Here is a 22,730-nt window from a genome sequence, read left to right on the forward strand (position 1 = left end):
AAATTAATCTAATGACCAAAATGTACCGGGCTGCAGATTTTCTGATACCCCCGTTAACTGGTTGTTACTTAAGGTGCGAAGCATCGTATAAATACGGGCAGCCGCTTGCTGTTCCTGTTCACCCCACTGCTCAATACCACCTTCACAATAACGCTGACGCATTAAAGCTTGGGTAGCGACATCATCCGTATGAAGCAAAGGAATAATTTTTAACCAGGCAGCATCAGCAGTACATAGCTGATTTTTAGCTCGCTTACTGGCTTTAAAAAAATTGCTGATAACCTGATTATGATTTTCAGCCCAGCTTTGTTTGAACACATAACCAATACTGGGCACATTTTCATTGATACCTAACGCTTTTAAAATACCTCGACCGTCAATAATTTTCCGATAACCCTGGGCCTCAAGCCTGGCTGCAAAGTGCCAGTAAGTGAGCACAGCATCAACACGATCTTGTTTGATTTGTTCATTAATCAACGGCGGCGCGCCAAATGTTTTTTCAACAGAGGTATTCAAATCAAACTGATCTTTCTGGGCCAATGCCTGCAACAATAACCAGTTTTTATCCAACTCACCACCAGCAATACCCAAGCGCTTACCTTTAAGGTCTGCTATAGAATAAATAGGACTTTTTTCTGCCACCACCAAAGCGCCGGAGGTATTCGAATAAGGGTAAAAAGTGAAGTCTGCACCGGTAGCACGACGACTTGAAACCCAAACCCAGTCAGAAACAATCATATCGACAGAGCCTGATTGCAAAGCAATTTTACCGGCTTCTGCATTGGCAAGATGCTGTATTTCCAGTTGAAAATCTGCCAGCTTCATTTGCGAGTCATCTTGTAAAGCCTGCAACTCCCACTCAAGGGTACCCTGAGCCTGAACGCCGATGCGAATAATGGTTTTTTCCGTAGCAGAACTATTGCATGACACAAATAAACAAAGACTTATAAAAGCGATATTAAATTTCATGAAGGCTATATGGGTAGGCAGTCGCTAAAAGCCTTATATTCTATCTGGTTCAGATAAAAATGTTTGCACTATTACAATAAATCAGCAATTTTCATTTTGAATAATATTCATAAAATCAGATTAATAAACAGATAAAACACATAATTTTGAGATTAAATCTTTTCCACAGACATCATTAATGTCATTGACAAATCAACGTTAAAAAGGTCTTTGCCTCCCCATAACAAGAAGAGCTAAATCAGATTATCTGATAAAACAATAATCTAGGCAGTATGGGATAATGTTCATTTTTTTCCTCGCTATCAGACTCCATGCAAAACCTCATGCAACGGTTACTCACACGGGCAACCTGGCTTAAAATTCATCTTTACCTTGCACTAAGCGCCGGCTTTCTCTTTGCACTAATGGGACTTTCCGGCAGTATTAGCATTTATCGTGAAGAACTGGATGAGCTATTAAATCCACAATTGATTATCGAAGCACCGCAAGGCAACTATCAATCCCTGGACAAGATTATGGCGTCGGTACGAACTGCACATCCAAACCGTTACGGCTCATGGACCCTGGAAATGCCCAGATCACCCAAAGGCATGATCACAGCCTGGTACGATAAACCCACAGAGACATTTTTCGAGCTTTATGCGCCACTAATGGTATCAGTCAACCCCTATACCGGCGATGTTGTTATGAGTCGTTTTTGGGGGAAAACTGCCACAACCTGGTTACTTGATTTACATACCCAACTCAGACTGGATCGATTTGGCTGGAATATAGCAGGAATCTCAGGAATATTACTGATAGTTTCTTGTGCTACGGGGCTTTATTTATGGTGGCCTGGGACAGAAGAAATAAAGCAAGCCTTAACGGTTCGATACAAGGCAGGCATGATGCTGCTGGCCTTGGATATACATCGCTTATTGGGACTATTAAGCGCAGTTGCCGTGTTAATACTAGCATTTACCGGCGCTCTACTGAGCTTTCCTTCGGCACTGGAAGCGCTGGCAGGCTCATCCGGCATGGAACACGGGCAAACCGGCCGCAACATTACCAGTACAGCTATCCCCAATAATCGACCTACCGGCTTGGCCGCAGCATCTTTTGTGGCGCATGGCCCCTTTCCAAAAGCAGAACTCAGACGAGTTACCACGCCAGCGGGCGATACCGGAATCTACCGCATCAACTTACGACAAAACAGCGAGATTAATCACCGACATCCTTTTACAACAGTCTGGGTGGATCGCTGGAGTGGCCAAATCAAGGAAGTAAGAAATCCGGGCAAATTTTCGAACGGTGAGCTTTTTGCCACCTGGATATGGCCATTACATACCGGTGAAGCTTTGGGAACTACCGGCAGATTTATCTGGTTTCTCGCAGGCCTTAGTCTTTTCGCTCTTTATGTCAGCGGTTTACTAAGATGGTTATGCCGGAGTGGCTGGGTACGTGATCGTAAGGTGAACTTTTCAGCATTACTGCCTTTATTATATAGACTGCAAGGTATGAGCTACCAAGCAATTTTAGGTATTTTTCTGCTTATTCGTTTGCTCGCCAAAAAAGCAAAGCAATATGCGCCGCATGTTAAGATGGCCTATGATAAGCTTTTGGATTGGGTCAAGCAGATATGCTTGCGTGCAATACACCGACAAAAACAGATAGATAAAAACAATTAAAAAGCTGAGTCTCAATTACTTTACTAACTGAAAATTTTTTGTAGGCTTAAGACTAGAAAATTTATGGAATTTTCAAAATAACAACAATCTTTCTGATAAACGACAGGGAAAGGCAAAAGACACAAGCCTTTCACCTTTCACCTATATTATTTCAACGACAATATTTCCGTACGACCCACGACTTCAATGACAAGCTTGTCTTCTTTAAGTAACCAGCCAATTGAACGCTGGACATCATTTTTGTTAATTCCAGTTTCGTTAGTAATTTTAGTTACACTGGCTGATTTATTTTGGTCCAGATATTTCCAGACTATACCTGCGGCATCACCAATTGAATTAAGCATCATAAGTTACCTGTAGTATATTAATTAAAGTTGTTAAGTCTTTTTAGCAGTAAGGTCGGGCAGTACAATATTTAATTCAAGCGTTTCCTGATTTTCATCCTGCTCAAAACTAACAGAAATAGCATCCTGCCCGACGTTAATGTACTTCTGTATCACTTCCAGCAATTCTTTTTGTAATTGCGGAAGATAAGACGGCTGACTAAGCGAGGATCGTTCATGAGCAACCAGAATTTGCAGCCTTTCTTTTGCAAGGGATGCAGATCCAACTTTAGATGACCTAAAATAATCAAGTAAACTCATTACCTGCTCCCGAAAAATTTCCTAAAAAACCCTTTTTTATCCTCGATAAAACGATGTGGTCTATTTTCACCTAAATAGCGGGCAATAATATCTGCATAGGCTTGACCAGCATCACTTTTCTCATCAAGAATAACAGGTGTACCTGAATTTGATGCATTTAATACTGATTTTGATTCAGGAATAACGCCCAATAGATGCAGCGATAAAATATCCTGCACATCATCGACACTAAGCATTTCACCTAATTTTACTCTTTCTGGCGAATAGCGGGTTAATAGCAAATATTCTTTAATAGGCTCATCATTTTGCTCCGCCCGACGTGATTTACTGGCTAAAATACCCAGCATACGGTCCGAATCGCGCACCGAAGAGACTTCAGGATTGGTTACGACAAAGGCATCATCGGCAAAATACATGGCCAAATGAGCGCCTTTTTCAATACCGGCAGGAGAATCACAAACTATATATTTGAAATCTTTTTTTAGCTCATCCAAAACCCTACCCACACCTTCTTGACTTAAAGCGTCTTTGTCGCGTGTTTGTGAAGCAGGCAGTATGTAAAGTAAATTACAGTTCTTATCCCGAATCAAAGCCTGATTAAGCGTCGCCTCTCCATTAATGACATTAACAAAGTCATAAACCACGCGGCGCTCACAGCCCATTATTAAATCCAGATTACGCAAACCCACATCAAAGTCAATGACCGCTGTTTTATGACCTTTTTTTGCAAGTCCCATGGCAATTGCAGCGCTGGTTGTTGTTTTACCAACGCCGCCTTTACCAGATGTTACGACTATGATTCTTGGCACGAAATTTTCCTCTACGTTAATGGTGCTGCACAATATCTTTAATAATTAATGCTTGGTCTTGTAAATAAATCTGAACAGGCTTATTGCGTACGGATTCATTTAAATCCTCACTGACTTTATAATTACCGGCAATAGAAATAAGCTCAGCCTGTAAATCAAAACAAAAAATCCGTGCCTCAGTATTCCCTCGCACACCCGCTAAAGCCCGACCTCTTAAAGTATTATAAACATGGATATTACCCTCGGCCATAATTTCTGCACCCGCACTAACCTGAGATAAAATAACCAAATCTCCTGCCGTGTAAATGCGTTGCCCGGAGCGAATAGGCTGAGTAATTAGTGTCGTTGTAATGACCTCTATATCTATGTCTGAGTCTGTTTTCGGCCCTGGAACCGGAGCAATAGCTTTTTGCTTTTTATTTTCGGCCAATACTCCGTCACTATGGCCGGCATAAACAGGAATACGTTGCTCCAATGCCTTTTCATTCTGCTGTACGTTGCCACCACGTATCCCTATCGGAAATAAACCACATCGACGAATAATATCGGCAAGCGCTACAATATCAATATTGAAGTTATGTTTATTTATTTCCTGCAAGTCCAGCACTAAAGGCGAGTTTCTAAAAAACTCTGGAGCCAAATTGATTTTTTCTTGAAGCTGCTGTTCGATAACAACCAAATCATCGCTAGATAAAACTAAAACAGGCACTGAAAAAGTACTACTCTTAAATTCTAACGCGAGCGACATATTAGGTGTTTTTTGAGGGTCTATCGACATCCGTTAAATCTACTTAATGATTGATTTTGAATTTTAGCATTGCTGATAAAAAAAATCATCCCCGACGTGCCAATAGTTAATTCTATGACACAAAAACAGATAGATTTTTTATCATCCATAATAATTAAATCACTGAATGCATGAGAAGATCAGCAATAATTAATTCCAGACTAACTACGCTATCTTTATTTATTTCACTCATAAAAAAGGGCCACATTCTTACGAATGCGACCCTTTTTATTTCATAACGGGTAACTGATGCTACCTGTCACGATATAACCTGCTTAACGTTTCGAGTACTGTGGACGTTTTCTGGCTTTATGCAAACCAACTTTTTTACGTTCTACAATACGCGAGTCACGAGTCACAAAACCCGCTTTTCTTAGGGCTGGACGCAATGTTTCATCATATACCATCAATGCACGTGTCAAGCCATGACGAATAGCACCCGCCTGACCAGAAGGACCGCCACCTTTAACAATCACATTGATATCGAATTTAGCTACCATATCAACACACTCAAGTGGTTGACATGAAACCATCTGATCGGTTTTACGACCAAAATAGTCTTCGATAGTTTTTTTGTTAATAGTGATTTTTCCAGTGCCTGATGTTGCGTAAACGCGTGCTATTGCACTTTTACGACGACCTGTTCCGTAATACTGAGCTGCTGCCATGGTCTACTCGCTTATAATTCTAAAACTTTTGGCTGTTGGGCCTGATGATCGTGTTCAGGTCCTGCATATACTTTCAATTTCTTGAACATTGCACGGCCTAGTGGATTGTTTGGTAACATACCTTTAACCGCAGTAGTAAGAATACGATCCGGGAACGTTTGTCTTAGCTTACCTAGGGTAACGGTTTTCAGATTACCAATATAACCTGTATGATGCTGATATAATTTATTTTTTTCTTTATTGCCGGTAACGCCGATTTTTTCTGCGTTTACAACAATAATATAATCACCGGTATCAACGTGCGGTGTGTATTCGGGTTTGTGTTTGCCACGAAGACGGAGTGCAATTTCAGAAGCAAGGCGACCCAGCGTCTTCCCATCTGCATCAACTACATACCAATCGCGCTTAACTTCTGCTGCTTTCGCACTAAATGTTTTCATCGTTACTTAGTCTTTCTCTAAAGGCTCAATAAAAGAGCGAGAATTTTACTAAACATTGCCTTTTTTTTCAATGTTTATTTATAATTTAGGTACGAGAAGCAGGATGTAAAAATCTTTGCATCTACTTTATTATTTATTATCGAATGTAAATTACGATAAAAACAAGTTTAATCCATACCTATCTATCCTCTAAATTATATAGTATTACCGCCTCTTTAATCAAGTTGTAAATATACTAATCCTCAATTTATAACTTGATATTTAACGAGTGTAATTTACGATAAAGGTGAGTTCGTTCCATCCCCACGGCAGCTGACAACTTCGCAACACTACCGCCTGTACGCTCAAAATGATATTCCAGATAAGCTTTTTCAAAATGATCTCGTGCATCTTTTAACGGTAAATTGAAAAACTCGGGAACTGATGATGATACGATATCACTGACTACCGATCCCAATGCCGACTTTACTTCATCCAATTCTATTTCTTCACCAACACCCAAAATCATTAAACGCTGCACCAGGTTCTTTAACTCCCGCACATTACCGCGCCAACTATAATTACGTAAAAAATTCTGCGTAGCCATAGAAAATTTTCGAAAAGGCAACTTATCCTGATTAACAAAATAATCAACATAAAAACTGAGCAATCCTGGCACATCCTCGCTATGCTCACTCAATGGCGGAATATTAAGAGTAACTTCATTAAGCAAATAATATAAATCCTGCCTGAATCTCCCGGACTTAACCTCCTCATCCATCGTAATTCGGGTTGATGCTACCACTCTGACATCAACGCGCACAGCCTCACTACCGCCCACGCGCAGAAAAGAACTTGATTCCAGAGCGCTGAGCAACCTTAACTGGGTTTCCTTGTCCATACCGGCTATTTCACTTAGAAACAGCGTTCCTTTATGAGCCCTTTCCAATAAACCAGGATAAATTTTACCCTGACTTTCTTTACCAAAAAACTCTACTGCCGAATTTTCTGGCGATATACTTCCTACTGCGACATCAACAAAAGAACCATTCCGATGTGTGCTGTTGTTATGTAAATATCGCGCATACAGCTCCTTACCAACACCCGCCTCACCGATAAATAGTACTCGGGTATCATGTTGAGCCAGTCGCTTTAACTGATCTTTAATTCTGGCTACAGTAGCGCTCTTGCCGATCGGTTCAATATCAACAACCAGTTGCTTTCTTAGACCGGCATTTTCTATTTGGAGATTACCTGCCTCCAATGCCCTTTCAACAATCAATAATAATTTTGCCAGCGACAAGGGCTTCTCAAGAAAATCATAAGCACCCAACCGGGTCGCTTCAACGGCTGCCTCTACTGAGCCATGCCCAGACATCATGACTACAGGACACAACATGGAATCCTCATCAACCCATTCTTTTAACAAAGTAATACCATCCGTATCGGGCATCCAGATATCGAGTAATATCAAATTAGGTTGTTGGGATTTTTTTAATTCTCGGGCAGTACTTGCATTTTCAGCCATAGCAACTTGATAGCCTTCATCTTCAAGTATTTCGCAAACCAACCTGCGAATATCCGGCTCATCATCTACAACTAAAATACGCGGTGTGTTTACATTCATAATGTTTTACAGCTATTTAAGAGTTACATGCAGGGAGCTGGATTATAAAACCCGCACCCACCTTACGACTCGTGTCAATCCAGATTGCACCGCCATGTTCTTCAATTATTTTTTTCACGATCGCCAACCCCAGACCAGTACCTTTAGCTTTAGTTGTCACATAAGGCTCAAAAATTTTCTCCATTTGACCTTCTTTAATACCCGGCCCATCATCATAAAGCGCTATTTCTATAAAATCGGTGTTGTTTTTCTGTACCCTGTGCAGACTTATTTCAATCAACCCATGAGCACCGATAGCTTCCAAAGCATTTTTTATCAGGTTATGAAGCACCTGCCTTATACTAACCGGATCACCATTAATCATCAGTAAGCCGGTCTCATAATCGGCTTTAAATTTCACTTCTGATTTTAATGCATAAAGCGCCAATACCTCCTGAACCAGGCTCGGTAAATCAATATCTACGGTCTGCTTTTTGGAAGGTTTCGCATATTCAGAAAAATCATCGACCATTTCTTTCATCGCTTCAACCTGCTGTACGATAATTTTTGTTGACCGTTGCAAAATATCAGCGTCAACAGGCTCCAGCTTATCAGCCAACTTATGCTGTAATCTTTCTGCCGATAATTGAATAGGCGTTAACGGATTTTTAATCTCATGAGCCAAGCGCCGGGCGACTTCGCCCCAGGCAGCATTCTTCTGAGCCTGGATCAAATCAGTCACATCATCAAAAACAACTACAGCGCCAACGCAAAAACCTTCTTGCGAGAATAGCGGCGTCCCTCGGCACAACAACTCCTGCCGACCATTAGGGCCTAAAAAAGCAATCCGTTGCTGCCAGATATCATCAGCCTGCTCTACTAATCGCTGAATTGATTTTAGCGGCTCTGCCAACTCGGAATAGTTCTGCACAAGCTCCAATAAAGTGCGCCCAATAAACTGATTAACATGAATATGAAATATTCGGTAAGCAGCCTGGTTTGCCGTACGAATCTTATACAACGCATCAAAACTAATTACACCGGCCGTTAAATTCGCCAGAATTGTTTCCAGATAAGCCCGTTGATTTTCCACTTCAAAACCAACTTTTCTGGTCTCATCACGAGCCACAGCAATACGGTGAGTCATCTCATTAAATGATTCAACCAGGAAACCCAGATCATCCTGCGCCATAACCGGTAACTGCTGATCATAATGCCCGGAAGCCACAGCTTGTGTACCTTTAACCAGCTCTTTTACTGGCGCGGTAATATTACGGATGCTAATAAAGGCCACCCATATTGCTGCCAATAAGCTCATTAACAAGACTAATGAAAGCGCCAACGAGAAACTCATTTTTAATGAGTTTCTTAGATAATTCATTTCCTGATAACGGACGAAAGCAAATTCGACTGAATCCGCCAAATCCGCAATTCTTACCGGAACAGGATATAACGCTTGTAAATATTGCGGCTCCTGCGTTTTAACCTTAACAATAACACGAATCATCAATTCTTCTTCATGTATCGGTGCCAAAGCGACATAAACAGAATTCTGACGTAACTGCAACCAGATATGCTCGTCGGGTAAACTCGGCAAAATATCGCCAGGATTAATACTACTTGACGCAATAATTCGACCCTGACGAGAAAAAAGAGTCATCTCCGAAGCGCCGGAAATTTGGCGCAAATTTTCCATTTCCAGAACCACCAGGTTTTCAGGTGAATATTCCAACCTTTGCGTCAATTGCTGCATTTGCTTCAAATGCCAGCGCATACGTTGATCCAATGAAGACTGACTAAGCTCCAGCGCATCTTCCATGGCTCGATCTATTTCCACATTAAACCAGCTATCAATGCCTTGATGCAAAAATTGCATGGAAAAATAAAACACAATAACGGCAGGCGCTAAAGCCAAAACGACAAACAGGGATACCATTCGGGTGGTTAACCGCGACCCCGCTTCACGTCTTTTGGTATGCTGAATCAACGAATATATATTGGCACCGACCAATATCAGTAATACAACAGAACCCAGAGCATTGAATAATAGCAGCCATGAATACATTGCATTCAACTGTGATGATTCCTGCATGGCTGAACTCATCAATTGCAACGACAACAAAATTAGACCAAACAGGACTAAAACAGATAAATTAACCGGGAGTTTTATTTTTTTAGGGGCCATAGTGTCCATTCACTGGATAAGTACCATTGCCGATCAATATAGGTAATCGTCCGCAAAGGTAAAGGCAACGCATCACGATCAAAACTGACTTTCATGGCATAAAGATACTGTTTTTCAGGAGCGAGTACAACCTTACTCATCACACGAAAGTCACGCACTGCAGACATCAAATCCAGCGCTGCAGACAGCATGGAAAAATTATAAATCTCACCACTGCCCTCATTTCTGACCCGATACATATTCAATAAAGCGTGATATTGAAGACGATAACGTAACGTCGTATCGACCAGCGTTTTGTCCCAGACAATATCGCGGTGTTGCAGTATTTTCACTTGAACATCCCAGAACAAAGGCACACCATTGTGTAGCGCCTCTTTTGCTTTTTCGCTGAGCTGATAAACAATGTCTGCAGATAACACATAACTATTACCTTCCAAGGTTATCCCGGCTTGTTTGACTTCTGCAGTAAATTCGTTGGCGTAACTTAAAAAGGGCAGCAGTCCAATGATAAAGCAGCATAACAATGGCACTTATTGTTTCCTGATACGCGCATAATAAAAGCCATCCATTGCCGATTCACCCGTCATAATCTGCCGGCCATGACTTCCGGAAAAACCCCAAACAGCATCAATAGACAACTCAACTGCATCGGGATGCTCGGCTAAAAACACCTCAATTTGCTGTTCATTTTCCTGCTTTAGAATGGAGCAGGTCGCATAAAGCATTATTCCCCCAGGGGCTAATAACGGCCAGACAGCACGCAGAATATTTTGCTGCAAAGTCTGTAACGGTTTGATGTCCTCGGCTCTGCGTAATAGCTTAATATCAGGATGACGACGAATAACACCCAATGCTGAACAAGGCGCGTCCAATAGAATGCGTTCAAAAAACTGACCATCCCACCACTCTTGAGGATTTGCTGCATCGCCCACCACCAGTTTGGCGGGTAACTTTAAGCGCTGCAAATTATCGCTAACTCGCTGCAAGCGAAATTCATCAATATCAACCGCCACCAATTCTTTTAGTTGCGCCTGCTGCTCCAAAATATGCGCTGTTTTACCGCCGGGCGCAGCGCACACATCCAAAACCCGATGCCCCGCTTTAACGTCCAATAACCCGGCCGCCAATTGCGCAGCGGCATCTTGAACAGAGACAATACCGTCTGCAAAGCCAGGTAACAGGTCAACAGCTACCGGCTTATCCAGAATGATTGCCGAAGGACAGAAACTGACCGCTACTGCTCCTATACCTTGGTCGCTTAATTGCTGTAAATACTTATCCTGACTGGTATGTGCCAAATTCACACGTAACGTCATCGGTGGTTGCTGATTATTTTCCAGAAAAATTTGCTGCGCCTGTTGCGGCCAATCCTGCTCAATTTTTTTGATAAGCCAGTCAGGATGACTCACTGCTGCAAATTGCACGTTATTGGCTTTCTGCTCAAGCTCTTCTTGCTCTCTCAGATAACGTCGAAGCAAAGCATTTATCAGCGCTTTAGCCCATGGTTTTTTTCGGGCTGCCAACACGGTTTCGGAAACAGCGGCATGAGGTTTTACCCGCATGTATTTAAGCTGATATAAACCGACTAAAGCCAGGGCCTTAACATCCTGATCTTTGAGTGGTTTATCCAGTAATTGACTTAAAATAAAATCCAATTGATGATAAGTCCTACAAACGCCATAGCATAAAGCCTGTATGAATGCCTTGTCTTTACTCGACTCAATGGTCTGTAAAGCGGAATCCAGCGCCGCTGTTAAGGACTGCCCATCTTGTATAACGCGAGACAATACCCGCGCTGCGACCAATCGACTATTCACCGGGTGTTCTACCTACAACTGCGGGGATACAGGAGCGACTGCCAAGCTTGATGCCATTAATATCATGAGCATTTAAAAAGGCCTGAGTCGATATACGTTTCCCTCCAGGAAGCTGAACTTCATGTAGTCGTAACAGCCCTTTTCCGGTTGCCACATCCATATTTTTATTGTTACAACTGACCGTACCCGGTTCTAATTCAGTATCCAGCGCTATCGCTTCTGCTTGCCAGATTCGCAATACATTACCCTGATAAAGTGTCTGCGCGACAGGCCAACTATTTAAACCTCTGACTTTAAGTGCCAGACTACTTGCTGGTTGCATCCAATCAATGGTCGCCTCAATTTTTGTTAACTTTTCGGCATAAGTGACCAAATTTTCATCTTGAGGCTCTGCGTGAATAACCCCTGCCTCCATTTCCACCAGCACTTTACTCAAACCTGTCGCGCCCAATTGGGCTAATTTATCATGTAAATTGCTAGCCGTATCTTTAGCATCAATGACATATTCTTCCTTGTGCAACATATCACCCGCATCCAGCTTAAGCGCTATCTGCATAATGGTCACACCGGTTTTTTCGTCACCCGCGATTAATGCCCGTTGAATGGGCGCAGCACCTCGCCAACGCGGTAACAATGAACCATGAACATTAATACAACCCAGTCTGGGCACATCCAATACCGCTTGCGTTAAAATCACACCATAAGCGACCACAACTATCAGGTCAGCATTGAGTGACAGTAATTGCTGAAAATCTTCATCCATCTTGAGATTAACGGGCTGAAATACAGGGATTTCGTGCTTTAAAGCCAACGCCTTAACGGGACTTACGTGTAACTGCCGTCCCCTGCCAGCTGGTCGATCAGGCTGGGTATAGATAGCACAGATATCATGTTTGGAAGCCAGCAACATTTGCAAACTGGGTACGGCAAAGTCCGGAGTTCCGGCAAAAATAATCTTCATACTCAGCTATTGTCCATTTTATGAATTTTTTCCAACTTCTTCTTGATTCGCTGCCTTTTTAAGGGCGAAATATAATCAACAAACAACTTTCCGTTCAAATGATCAATTTCATGCTGCACGCAAACTGCCAATAACTCCGTTGCATCAAATTCAAAAGACTGACCATCCCTGTTGAGTGCTTTTACCCTGATGTGTTCTGCCCGATTTACCTTTTCAAAAAAACCAGGCACAGAAAGACAGCCCTCTTCCGACTCTTTAATACCGTCTTTTTCAATAATTTCAGGATTTATCAAGAATAAGGGCTCATCTTTTTCTTCACTGACATCAATAACGACAATCCGTTGATGTACATCAATCTGCGTAGCAGCCAAGCCTACACCATGCGAGTGATACATTGTTTCAAGCATATCATCGACTAACTTTCTAATTTTATCATCGACCGTTTTTACAACTACGGCTTTTTTGCGCAATCGCTCGTCCGGAAACTCGAGAACAGTTAAAATACTCAACAAACTCTCCACTAAAAATAATTGAATACTGGAATTCTATAGTACGGGTCTTATCTGGTCAACACCATAGTTCTTGGGGGTTAAGGGGTTAGTTCTTGCGGTGATACACTTAGGGGGTACATAACCCTAGTACATCAAGAGGGCTAAAAACATGAGCGGTGCAAACTTTATGTGCAAGAATACGCACGGGATGTATTACGCCCGATTCATTATTCCAAAATCATTACTACAGCACTTTGACAATAAAAAGGAGGTTCGGCGATCACTACAAACTGACAGCAGGAAACTTGCCATTAAAAGAGCGCGGGTGTATCGAGTCGAGTTTGAAAAAATCGTTGACGATTTAATGAGTAAGTCAGATAACACATCAGAAAGAGCAAAAAAGATTATTGATGAACTGCTTGCAGACAAAACCAAACTACAAGCGGAAGCGGAAGAAAAATTCGTTGATGGAATGTTTAATAAGTCGGTATCAAAGGAAGTCGATGAAGATCATACAAGAATAGACTTCATAACCTTTTATGATGAACTTGGACGACTTGTAACTATAGACACCGGCGACGATAACAAAGACCTAGAGCTTTATCACTTGATGAAGCCAAAGGAAACCAAACAAGACCGCACAACAAGGCACAAACGTGCCGAAGAGATACATCAAGCCCAACTTAGAGCCATTTCCGCGCCAGCAGCGTTAACTGCTACCCCAGCTAAACTAATCAATCCTAAAACATTATCAGAATACTTTGTTGATTACGTCAAGTATCAAACCACCGAAGGTGTTAAAGATGGATGGACAGCAACCACGACATCAAAAAAGATAGGGATTTTAAGACCTTTCCTTTTAGTTTGTGACAAACCGGCGGCGTTGTTTGATTGGGACAGTGCAAAGGAATATATTAAAATTGCACATGTTATTCCGAAGAGCTTCTTTTCAAATGGACAGATAGCCAAACGATTTAATAAGCTAGGCTTGACGGTATCAATGTTGCTTGATGACAATATCGATACATCATCTTATGAAACAAGAACGCCAAGTTCCATTGGTGGTGACATCAAGATAGCAAGGGCGTTCTTAAACTGGATAAAGACGGAGGAGCGCGTAAAGGAGCTGGGGGACGCAATAGAAGCGTTTGACCATGCAACTAGGCGTATTAGTTCAGAATCAAACAGACGCGCCTTTAATCCAGATGAGCTTAAAGCCCTATTTCAAGATGATAACTCAGGTCGGGAAAATTACGTTAAGGGGTTTAATTCGTTTCGTGGTATCGATGCCAATTTTAAATACTGGCTGCCATTGCTGGGGTTATATACAGGCGCGGCTTTGTCCGAACTATGCCAACTTCATTTAAGCGACATTCGCAAGCATAAAGCGTTCGATGATTCAGAGCATTGGATTATAGATTTTAACGTGAATCCTGATGACGGAGACAGCCGCTTTAAAAACGATTACAGACCACGCCTTATTCCAATTCATAAAGTCTTAATTGATCTTAGATTTACTGATTACATTAACGACCAACTGCAAAAGGGTGAAAAGGAGCTATTCCCGACAGCACGGCGGAACGTGGGAAAATATGGACCAGAGTCTTTTGGACCACAAAGCCAGTGGTGGGGCGAATACAGCAGTAATGCAGGCGTTATAAGTAAAGATGTTGTGTTCCATAGCTTCAAACATTCGTTAAGCACCAAACTTTTAAATATGCGTTGCGACAGGGATATAGTAGCGGCGTTTTGTGGGCACTCTATCGCAACAATGGCTTCTAAGGTTTACCGCACTGGTGGACATCGGGATGCAGATATTGGCCCATTGGTTGAATGGATTGATAAGATAGATTACGGCTTAGTACACCATCCTTTTAAGTTGGTGAAATAACCTAAAAACCCCGTTTTTTTCACTTTTTACCCCGTATTTACCCCTCGACACGCTACAGCCCAATGATTACAGGCTACTTTACTTTCCGTATATGAAAGTAAAGTGGTTTTTTGCACTGTAAACAGGGGTTAAACGAACTTTACCGCGTCAGTTCGTTTTCCTAATAAATTTTAAATTCTAGTTCTGGAATACCCCAAGTTTGAAATATAGCGTGTGTTTTATAGCAAGCTGGCACTTGATACACACCAAACATAAATTCAGCCCCCCCCCCCCCCCAATATCGATAGTTAACCACCCACGCGCCTTGAACTCATTGAAAAGCTTAACGCCAAATGCAATGCCTACATTTGGTAGTGAACTTTTAAGTTCGTGGTCTAATACCGCTTTTATCTGATCGATTTTATCCATTGAAAAGTATCTTTGCTATTGCATACTTGTAGGTAAGCTTTCATAGATGCACCACACCCCACAATAATTTAATTCAAACATAAACGATATACGTATAAATACTTACACTAATCAATGTCAGCAATCTTTGCTTTACAAAATGTAAACGACCGTTTATAATTTGTAACAGGTTAACACAACAGGGCAAAACTAATGAAAGCAATTATCTACACAAGGGTATCAACAGCCGAACAGGGAAAATCAGGTTTAGGCTTAAAAGCACAACTTGATTCAGTTACCGAGTTTTGCCAAACTGAAAATATCGAAGTTATCGCCCACTATGAAGAAACCGAAACCGGCAAAGGTTCTAATGCTTTGGATAAAAGACCGCAATTAGCAGAAGCGTTAAAACATGCTAAAAAAATAGGCGCTCACTTAGTTGTCGCCAAGCTTGACCGCCTAAGTAGAAACGTGGCTTTCATATCAAGCCTGATGGAAACCAAAGTTCCATTTATTGTGGCTCAACTCGGTAAAGATGCCGACCCCTTCATGATGCACTTGTACGCGGCTCTATCAGAAAAAGAGCGTAACCTTATCAGTGAACGAACCAAAGCCGCGTTGGCTATCATTAAAAAAGATCCAACTAGATTACCGCTAGGCAACCGAACCAATTTAGACGAAGCGCGGGAAAAATCGAATGCTACTAACAGGCATGAAGCGTCAACTTTTGCCAAGACCGTCATAGACACTATTCAACAGTGTAGAAATCAGGGTGACTCTCTTCCAGCTATCGCGGCAAAGCTCAACAACATGGGCGTTAAAACAAGGCGCGGAGGTAAATGGTATGCGTCAACAGTGACAAATATTTTAAAACGCGCATAGTTAACCAAGCCCTATCCCGTACTCAATAAGCCACTTAATCAGTGGCTTTTTTTTATGCTTGTCTGTAATTTATGAGCTGGGGAATCACAACTTAAATGGTTAATTATTTCATGTAATATTAGCTGGTGACTTGTCGTTATTTATTATATAATTGTCTATAATATCAATTAGTTATGGAATGTCATGGAAAAGTTAAAAAAACAACCGCTAACAGACGCGGAAAAAAAGCAACGCCAACGAGATAAATTAAAAGCATCCGGTGGCAAGCAATTTACTGTAACCATTAGCAAAGAGGTTGGAGCGTGGCTTGATGCGCTTGTCGAAGCCTCAGAGGGCACAAAAACAGTTACCGGCATATTACAAAGCATTACAGAGCATTCGATCAAACGTAGGGTAAGCACATATTTTGCGGCAATGAACATCAAGGACGCCGGCGGTTCACTTGAAGAAATACAGCGCTTTTACATAGATAATCGAGAACAACCACTAACAGATATTGCTGACTATTTACCAAAGGAAACAATCTAATGATTATCAAAACACCCACCACAAGCTCAAAGTATTTAAACTTGCCTATTGTCGAAGACGATCTGTTTACCGCCAAGCCCTATAATCTTTCGAAGGCTAACTGTGTGCGCCTGATTGAAAGGTTACACCAAGCCGTTTTAACCGCCAATGCCTTGCCCGATCAAGATAGGGATTACAGGGGCTTGGTTGACGAGATGATTAGAGAGCAGTGGACACCAGCCGCCATAGCTAGAGGGTTTAAACGCGGCTCTCGCAAGTTTGGCGCGTTACCCTGCCATAGGTCGCCACGAGGCAAAAGCTTTGCCATATCTTTCAACGAGGGGGACGTTATAGCATGGTTTGAAACCAACATTGAACCGGTGCTAATGCTTGCCATTACCCATGCGATCCACTAAGCCATGCCAGCCAAGATAGCCATTAAACGCACTGTTAAAACAACGCTGGATATAAAGGGCGCTATCGTTCTCAGGGATGCTGGGTATTCTTTGGCAAGCATTGCCAGCAAGACGGGCATTAGCCCCAGCACATTACAACGCCATTTTAAGAAGCTGGGGACAGATAAGGGCGCTTTGACTTCAACCGCTGTCAGTATTGCTAGGGTAGAACTATTACAAGATGGTTCATTTGTCGATAGTCTCAAAAGAGAAATAAGCGCCAGCTTATTGGATGATCTGAATCAGGCGCAACGCCTGCGCGAGTCAATAGCCGTTTGCCTTGAAGCGGTCATGCTCGAAGATAGCCCAGCCAGCATGAAAGCTAGAAGTATCGCGGCATTGGCAACAAGCCTAACATTATCTCAGAAGCTTTTAAGGGTAACGCTACAGATAGACAATCAGCCAGTGGAACAGGAATCATTGCCCGATTTATTTATCTCAGAGTTAACCGGTGATGACATCGAAACAATGAGGCAACAGCAACTTGAAGCAAGCGGGTTAGATTCGCCAACATGCTATGCCGATCTTGATGATACCGACATCATAGAAGATTGATAGGTAAGCACTGACTTAACGACGACCTTATAAAGACCTTACAAAAAGCAAGGTAGACCCTTAGAAGGAGGGGTAGAGCACCGAATATAGCTAGTGAATCGACCCATATTGATTTCAAAATGTAAAAATCTGGGAAAAAAACATACAAAAAAGCCGGTCATTACAGTGGCGACAACCACTAAACCGGCTTTATTCAGCAACCCTCTTACAGACAGCAAGCATATTATACCACCATGAACAACCTAAACGATAACAGAATACCCCGTGATGTTATCGCCATTACCAAGATAAAAATGGCGATCAGAGAAAACAATAAAAGCAGTAAAAAATGGGAAAATTCACACGAGAATTGCCCTAAAAATAGGCGAGAAAAAACCCGCTCCATCCAGCGCGGCATAAGGGATGTGAAAGACCTAGCATTGGCAGAATATCAAGGGGGGTTAGTATATAGATTTAATACACCTTCACACGACATAGAAAACTTAGTAAAACACCTACCAGAATCAGTATTCATTTACGCTAAAGAAGACGATAAAGACACCGGTATAAAATTAAAATTTTCGGCGTGGAAAAATCTTGATAAAGATTTAAAGCCATACTTTTACCAACTTGCTTTATCGGAGCTTGAAAGCTCTTCAAATAATAATTACAGGCTCACACCTTTTGTATTTAACGAGTCAAAAGCCCTCACAGCCGCTTTTAAGCAACAAAAACTATTAAGAGTAGACTTTATCAGGGATAGACTACAAAAAGCCTTAAGCGAAGCCCTAAAGCGTCCAAAGGATAATAAAGTAGCCTTTTGGTTTGCATTTGAGACAGCCGGAAGAGGACAACCACATTATCAAGGTGCATTCCTGATAAGACAGGATGAAGAGGACGCGGTACAAAAAGCAATTTATAAACTTAATGGAAAAATGACCGCCAGAGAAAAGCATGGGTGTTACAGAAACCGCTTTAATAAAAGGGTTAAGGTATCACAAGAACGTAGTGCTTTATTTACCGATCTAAACTGGGCAGATTACAACCTCAAGGAGATAGGTTTAACCAAGATGGAATATAACGGCTTAAACAAAATAGTTGCGGCGACACAGCCCCTCATTAAGCACACAGAAGACTATTACAACCGGTTTCTACAGCAATATAAAGTAAGTAAGTACTGACTTATCTTATTGTTTTTGCTGGGGTTTTATATCGTTAACACCAAAAATGTTTATCTTGTAAGTATTGAATTACTCAGCTACAGTAAGTCCTCTAAAAATCAAATAAGGACTTAAAAGCCATGAAAACCCAAATAATTACCCTCGCTGAACTTTGCGACCTGTTAGAGGCGGCAACCATTACCGCCACGATTGATCAGGGTTTATTATTAAGTCACACAATCGATCACCCTACCATCGGCAAAGCACAAACTGTGCAGGCAGATAGCGCTTGCCTGTTAATTTCTCGCTTATAGTCTTTAAAATATTTTTACAACTTAGAGGTGTAAATCTTGAATCTAAACGAAAGCCAGTTAAAAGAAATTGAAGAGAAAGTAAAAAAATCAATGTGCTTTCATGAAGTTGGACACCATGTCATATATTCATGCTTTGGTGGGGTTGGCGAAATTGAGATACGGCGTATCCCCCTATCAATCCCGCGCGATTGGGACAACGAACGTTTGTTTAGTGGTCGATGTAAAATGTTTATCGAGCCGGGGCAAACGAACTACAGTGACGATGTTAAATCAAGACTGCGAATGTTGCCAGTGCCGGAAAATTGGCGCGTCCTTGTAGGTCTTGCCGGTCTTGTTGCTGAATATATCGCTGAATATATCGCTGACGGCGAAGCAGACGAAATAGATGCATGGGTGATTGCGGAGCGTATTGGAAATGCAATAGAGATGGATGAAATGTCAGAAACAGACCTAGCCCTCGCAGGCGATGATTGGGGGGAGCCAGAAGTAGAAAGCGTGTTAAAAATATTACTTGATAGATGGGAGGACGTAGAGCAACAAGTTAAATGGGAATTACAAAAACTTGAATTTGCCGATATGGAAGACATTGCCTTTTAATTTCTCGCTTGTAACCTTCAAAACTTGATGCCAGAATAGTGACATCAATCACCACCATTTAGGTGATACACTTCACCAAAAGAGTTAACTTTTTATCCATAAAAAACAATAACTTAGTGAAATACCAGAATCCTATAGTAATTCATATAAACTTTGAATCCATAACAGCTAAAAAAGACTCTCCAGGTATTAATATGGCTCTTCGAACACTTTTTGTATTAATGAATATTTCTTTAATTAGTATAAATACATGGGCAGAAGAAATACAAATAAACCCTGCTCACCCGGATCAATATACCGTTGTGAAAGGTGATACTTTGTGGGACATCTCCGGTAAGTTTTTAAACCAGCCTTGGCAATGGCCTGAACTATGGAATAACAACGCTCAGATAAAAAATCCGCAGCTGATTTATCCAGGTGATACTATTTATTTTTCCATCGTCAATGGCAGGCCGCAACTTGACTTGTCCAGAAATGCACAACAAGCTCAATACGGGGTTGATTCGACCTGCGTTCTTGGCGAGGATGATGTTAAAAACGGTCGGACCAAATTTAATGTTTCCGAAACAGGAAAATTATTACCTTGCATTCGGGAAACGGTTATTAAACAAGCAATTAACTTAATTCCCGCCGAGTCTATAGCGCAATTTTTAACCTCACCCAAAGTGGTCACCGAAAACGAACTCAATAATGCACCTTATATCATTGATTTTGCAGGTGAACATCTCATTGCAGGAGCTGGCGATAAAGTGTACGTACGCTCGATAACTCAACCAGAAAATCGGTCATACACTATTTATCGAGCGGGAGATACCTATGTCAGCCCTGATACCGGAGAAATTCTGGGGTATGATGCGAAATATATCGCCGATACCATTGTGCAAAAGCCAGGAGACCCGGCGACGTTATCCATCACTAAATCAAACAGTGAAATTCGCAAAGGTGACCGGGCCATGCCAAAAAATGAAGACGAGGTTACCTTAAATTATTTTCCAAGGCCTCCCGAAAAAAGCATTAATGGCAGCCTCATTAGCGTGCTTGGGGGAGTTTCTCAAATAGGACTTTATAACATCGTCGTTATAGACAAAGGCACCAAAGACGGTATTCTTGCTGGCCATGAACTGGCCATCTACAGAACAGGTAAAAGTATTAATGACCCGTACAGCACCATTAAAAACGACGTCGTTAAGCTACCCGATGAAATTGCCGGCACCCTGATGGTATTTCGCCCCTTTGAGCGTGTCAGTTACGCTCTGGTGATGAAAGCGACTCAGGCCATTCACATTTTAGATAAAGTTAAAACACCCTGAATATAAATACGCAATCAACTGACAATGATTTAAAATACTGGCTTGCCCTGTTGCGCACCCCAGGTGTCGGTTGTCGGACATTTATTGGCCTCCTGAAAACGCATACACCTGCACAGTTATTTACAGAATCGGCATCAGCCCTTTCTGCTTTAGGCTTAAAAAGTGATATTATTCATGCCATCAAAAATCCGGACTGGACAATAATAGATTACGATATCTCTTGGCTGGAACAAAAAAACAACCTCGCAATCACCTTTAACGATACAAATTATCCTTTGCAATTAAAGGAAATTGCGGATCCACCGCCCATTTTATTTGTACGCGGAAACCCTGATTTATTGGCATTACCACAGATTGCCATCGTTGGCAGTCGAAATCCTTCATCGTTAGGTGAGGAAACTGCATTCAATTTTGCCAAGACATTGTGCCGTCACGGTTTTGTTATCACCAGTGGCCTGGCTTTGGGTATAGATGCAGCCAGCCATCGAGGCGCATTAAATGCGCAAGGCTTTACAATTGCCGTGGCAGGAACCGGACTGGATCGAGTCTATCCTGCCCGACATAAAGACTTGGCAACCGAAATTGTTACTACCGGCGCGATGATCTCGGAATTTCCACCTGGCACTACCGCAAAAGCCAATCATTTTCCGAGACGAAACCGCATTATCAGCGGACTGTGCCAAGGCCTTCTGGTTGTTGAAGCCGCCAAGCAAAGCGGTTCGTTAATAACTGCCAGAATGGCTTTAGAACAAAATCGCGAGGTTTTTGCTATTCCAGGTTCCATTCATAATCCTTTGGCGCGAGGCTGCAATGCACTTATTCGTAATGGGGCAAAACTTGTCGAAACCACCCAGGATATTCTTGAAGAATTAAATCAATATTATTCACAAGATGAAAAATTGCTATCATTTACCATGGAATCAACACTTGACCCGGAGCAAGAAACATTGTTGAATCACGTCATGTTTAGCCCAACCTCTATTGACAGCCTGGTTGAGAATACCGGTGAATCCGTTGAAGTTATTTCCTCAATGTTACTGATTCTCGAGCTTCAAGGTTATCTGGAAGCAACCGCTGGCGGTTGCTATATGAGAGTAAAATAATTATAAACAACAAACACACTATGAAAGAAAATATTTTTGATGTCCTAATGTATTTATTTGAAAACTATATGGAAGATGAAATTGAAATCCTTCCTGATAGCGATGCAATTAGAACGGAATTACTGGAAGCAGGTTTTGAGTCCTGCGAGGTTAATAAAGCCTTTGATTGGCTTGACTCACTTAGCCTGCAGCGTGCGATAAAGCCAACTATCGCGCCTGCGTTTCGTATTTTCTGCTCTCAGGAAACAGCAAAACTTGATCTTGAATGCCGTAATCTTATTATGTTTCTTGAACAAAATGGCATTTTAAATTCGGCCAATCGGGAAATTGTTATTGATCGTGCAATGGCACTCGAAAATGAAGAAATATCCATGGAAAAGCTGAAATGGATTGTGTTAATGATTTTGCTTAGCCAGCCTGATGAAGAAATTGCCTTTTCCAGAATGGAAGATATCGTTTATGATCTTGTCCCTAACTATTTACATTAAGGTAAAAAGATACAAGCTTCAAGGTTAAATAATACCTGCCTTGAGTCTTAAGAACCATAAATCTTCACCTTTTGCCTTT

At 41.7% G+C, this 22,730-nt stretch carries 26 protein-coding genes; 12 read left to right on the plus strand and 14 right to left on the minus strand.

Annotated elements, in window-relative coordinates; translation table 11 throughout:
* Positions 1–3: 3 nt before the first annotated feature.
* Positions 4–969, minus strand: coding sequence for an ABC transporter substrate-binding protein (locus N7974_RS04185; RefSeq protein ID WP_262964399.1), 966 nt, complete (start codon positions 967–969; stop codon positions 4–6).
* 323 nt (positions 970–1,292) lie between these two features.
* On the opposite strand from N7974_RS04185, the gene N7974_RS04190 reads away from it, so the two are divergent.
* On the plus strand, positions 1,293–2,636 hold the full coding sequence (locus tag N7974_RS04190; RefSeq protein ID WP_262964400.1) for a PepSY-associated TM helix domain-containing protein: 1,344 nt from the start codon (positions 1,293–1,295) through the stop codon (positions 2,634–2,636).
* A 146-nt stretch (positions 2,637–2,782) separates the two neighbouring features.
* On the opposite strand, the gene N7974_RS04195 is transcribed toward N7974_RS04190, so the two are convergent.
* The 12 genes from N7974_RS04195 to def form a co-directional block, all read right to left on the minus strand.
* Positions 2,783–2,980, minus strand: coding sequence for a winged helix-turn-helix domain-containing protein (locus N7974_RS04195; RefSeq protein WP_262964489.1), 198 nt, complete (start codon positions 2,978–2,980; stop codon positions 2,783–2,785).
* A 33-nt stretch (positions 2,981–3,013) separates the two neighbouring features.
* Positions 3,014–3,280: a cell division topological specificity factor MinE gene (gene minE / locus N7974_RS04200; RefSeq protein WP_243219789.1), complete on the minus strand. Its 267-nt coding sequence runs from the start codon at positions 3,278–3,280 to the stop codon at positions 3,014–3,016.
* A complete protein-coding gene (gene minD / locus N7974_RS04205) occupies positions 3,280–4,089 on the minus strand; it encodes a septum site-determining protein MinD (protein WP_262964401.1) in 810 nt (269 codons plus the stop codon). The genes minE and minD overlap by 1 nt, the downstream gene beginning before the upstream one ends.
* Before the next feature lie 16 nt (positions 4,090–4,105).
* Positions 4,106–4,867: a septum site-determining protein MinC gene (gene minC / locus N7974_RS04210; RefSeq protein ID WP_262964402.1), complete on the minus strand. Its 762-nt coding sequence runs from the start codon at positions 4,865–4,867 to the stop codon at positions 4,106–4,108.
* 284 nt (positions 4,868–5,151) lie between these two features.
* Positions 5,152–5,544 carry a 30S ribosomal protein S9 gene (gene rpsI, locus N7974_RS04215; RefSeq protein ID WP_243219792.1) on the minus strand — a complete coding sequence of 131 codons (393 nt, stop codon included), beginning with the start codon at positions 5,542–5,544 and terminating at the stop codon, positions 5,152–5,154.
* An 11-nt stretch (positions 5,545–5,555) separates the two neighbouring features.
* Complete coding sequence (gene rplM / locus N7974_RS04220) at positions 5,556–5,984, minus strand: 50S ribosomal protein L13 (RefSeq protein WP_262964403.1); 429 nt, start codon at positions 5,982–5,984, stop codon at positions 5,556–5,558.
* 247 nt (positions 5,985–6,231) lie between these two features.
* Positions 6,232–7,590 (minus strand): sigma-54-dependent transcriptional regulator, encoded by a 1,359-nt coding sequence (locus N7974_RS04225; RefSeq protein WP_262964404.1) that lies wholly within the window; start codon positions 7,588–7,590, stop codon positions 6,232–6,234.
* Positions 7,591–7,606: 16 nt separating this feature from the next.
* Positions 7,607–9,754, minus strand: coding sequence for a sensor histidine kinase (locus tag N7974_RS04230; RefSeq protein WP_262964405.1), 2,148 nt, complete (start codon positions 9,752–9,754; stop codon positions 7,607–7,609).
* The gene (locus N7974_RS04235) at positions 9,736–10,284 is read right to left on the minus strand and encodes a DUF4390 domain-containing protein (RefSeq protein ID WP_262964406.1); all 549 of its coding nucleotides are present in this window, start codon (positions 10,282–10,284) and stop codon (positions 9,736–9,738) included. The genes N7974_RS04230 and N7974_RS04235 overlap by 19 nt, the downstream gene beginning before the upstream one ends.
* Entirely contained in the window at positions 10,285–11,571 is a 1,287-nt protein-coding gene (gene rsmB, locus N7974_RS04240) for a 16S rRNA (cytosine(967)-C(5))-methyltransferase RsmB (protein ID WP_262964407.1), read from the minus strand. It lies immediately after the preceding gene.
* A complete protein-coding gene (gene fmt, locus N7974_RS04245; RefSeq protein WP_262964408.1) occupies positions 11,564–12,532 on the minus strand; it encodes a methionyl-tRNA formyltransferase in 969 nt (322 codons plus the stop codon). The genes rsmB and fmt overlap by 8 nt, the downstream gene beginning before the upstream one ends.
* A 2-nt stretch (positions 12,533–12,534) precedes the next feature.
* On the minus strand, positions 12,535–13,041 hold the full coding sequence (def, locus tag N7974_RS04250) for a peptide deformylase (protein WP_262964409.1): 507 nt from the start codon (positions 13,039–13,041) through the stop codon (positions 12,535–12,537).
* A gap of 151 nt (positions 13,042–13,192) precedes the next feature.
* Here def and N7974_RS04255 point away from each other — a divergent pair, with 151 nt between their 5' ends.
* A complete protein-coding gene (locus N7974_RS04255; protein ID WP_262964410.1) occupies positions 13,193–14,914 on the plus strand; it encodes a site-specific integrase in 1,722 nt (573 codons plus the stop codon).
* A gap of 177 nt (positions 14,915–15,091) precedes the next feature.
* Here the strand turns inward: N7974_RS04255 and N7974_RS04260 are convergent, their stop codons facing one another.
* Entirely contained in the window at positions 15,092–15,322 is a 231-nt protein-coding gene (locus tag N7974_RS04260; RefSeq protein ID WP_262964411.1) for a hypothetical protein, read from the minus strand.
* 192 nt (positions 15,323–15,514) lie between these two features.
* Between N7974_RS04260 and N7974_RS04265 the strand changes: the two genes are divergently transcribed.
* From N7974_RS04265 to N7974_RS04310, 10 genes are all read left to right on the plus strand, one after another.
* Complete coding sequence (locus N7974_RS04265; protein ID WP_262964412.1) at positions 15,515–16,183, plus strand: recombinase family protein; 669 nt, start codon at positions 15,515–15,517, stop codon at positions 16,181–16,183.
* A 183-nt stretch (positions 16,184–16,366) separates the two neighbouring features.
* Positions 16,367–16,711 (plus strand): hypothetical protein, encoded by a 345-nt coding sequence (locus tag N7974_RS04270; protein WP_262964413.1) that lies wholly within the window; start codon positions 16,367–16,369, stop codon positions 16,709–16,711.
* On the plus strand, positions 16,711–17,106 hold the full coding sequence (locus tag N7974_RS04275) for a hypothetical protein (RefSeq protein WP_262964414.1): 396 nt from the start codon (positions 16,711–16,713) through the stop codon (positions 17,104–17,106). Before N7974_RS04270 ends, N7974_RS04275 begins: the two co-directional genes overlap by 1 nt.
* A 3-nt stretch (positions 17,107–17,109) precedes the next feature.
* The gene (locus N7974_RS04280) at positions 17,110–17,700 is read left to right on the plus strand and encodes a winged helix-turn-helix transcriptional regulator (RefSeq protein ID WP_262964415.1); all 591 of its coding nucleotides are present in this window, start codon (positions 17,110–17,112) and stop codon (positions 17,698–17,700) included.
* A 233-nt stretch (positions 17,701–17,933) separates the two neighbouring features.
* Entirely contained in the window at positions 17,934–18,860 is a 927-nt protein-coding gene (locus N7974_RS04285) for a hypothetical protein (protein WP_262964416.1), read from the plus strand.
* Positions 18,861–18,979: 119 nt separating this feature from the next.
* Positions 18,980–19,153: a hypothetical protein gene (locus tag N7974_RS04290; RefSeq protein ID WP_262964417.1), complete on the plus strand. Its 174-nt coding sequence runs from the start codon at positions 18,980–18,982 to the stop codon at positions 19,151–19,153.
* Positions 19,154–19,189: 36 nt separating this feature from the next.
* Entirely contained in the window at positions 19,190–19,750 is a 561-nt protein-coding gene (locus N7974_RS04295; RefSeq protein ID WP_262964418.1) for a hypothetical protein, read from the plus strand.
* 194 nt (positions 19,751–19,944) lie between these two features.
* Positions 19,945–21,060 carry a LysM peptidoglycan-binding domain-containing protein gene (locus N7974_RS04300; protein ID WP_262964419.1) on the plus strand — a complete coding sequence of 372 codons (1,116 nt, stop codon included), beginning with the start codon at positions 19,945–19,947 and terminating at the stop codon, positions 21,058–21,060.
* A 50-nt stretch (positions 21,061–21,110) separates the two neighbouring features.
* Positions 21,111–22,163, plus strand: a complete 1,053-nt coding sequence (gene dprA / locus N7974_RS04305; protein WP_262964420.1) for a DNA-processing protein DprA — start codon at positions 21,111–21,113, stop codon at positions 22,161–22,163.
* A gap of 20 nt (positions 22,164–22,183) precedes the next feature.
* Complete coding sequence (locus N7974_RS04310) at positions 22,184–22,651, plus strand: DUF494 family protein (RefSeq protein ID WP_262964421.1); 468 nt, start codon at positions 22,184–22,186, stop codon at positions 22,649–22,651.
* The last annotated feature ends 79 nt before the right edge of the window (positions 22,652–22,730 follow it).

The sequence above is a fragment of the Methylobacter psychrophilus genome (assembly GCF_025583945.1).
GTDB lineage: Bacteria > Pseudomonadota > Gammaproteobacteria > Methylococcales > Methylomonadaceae > Methylobacter_C > Methylobacter_C psychrophilus.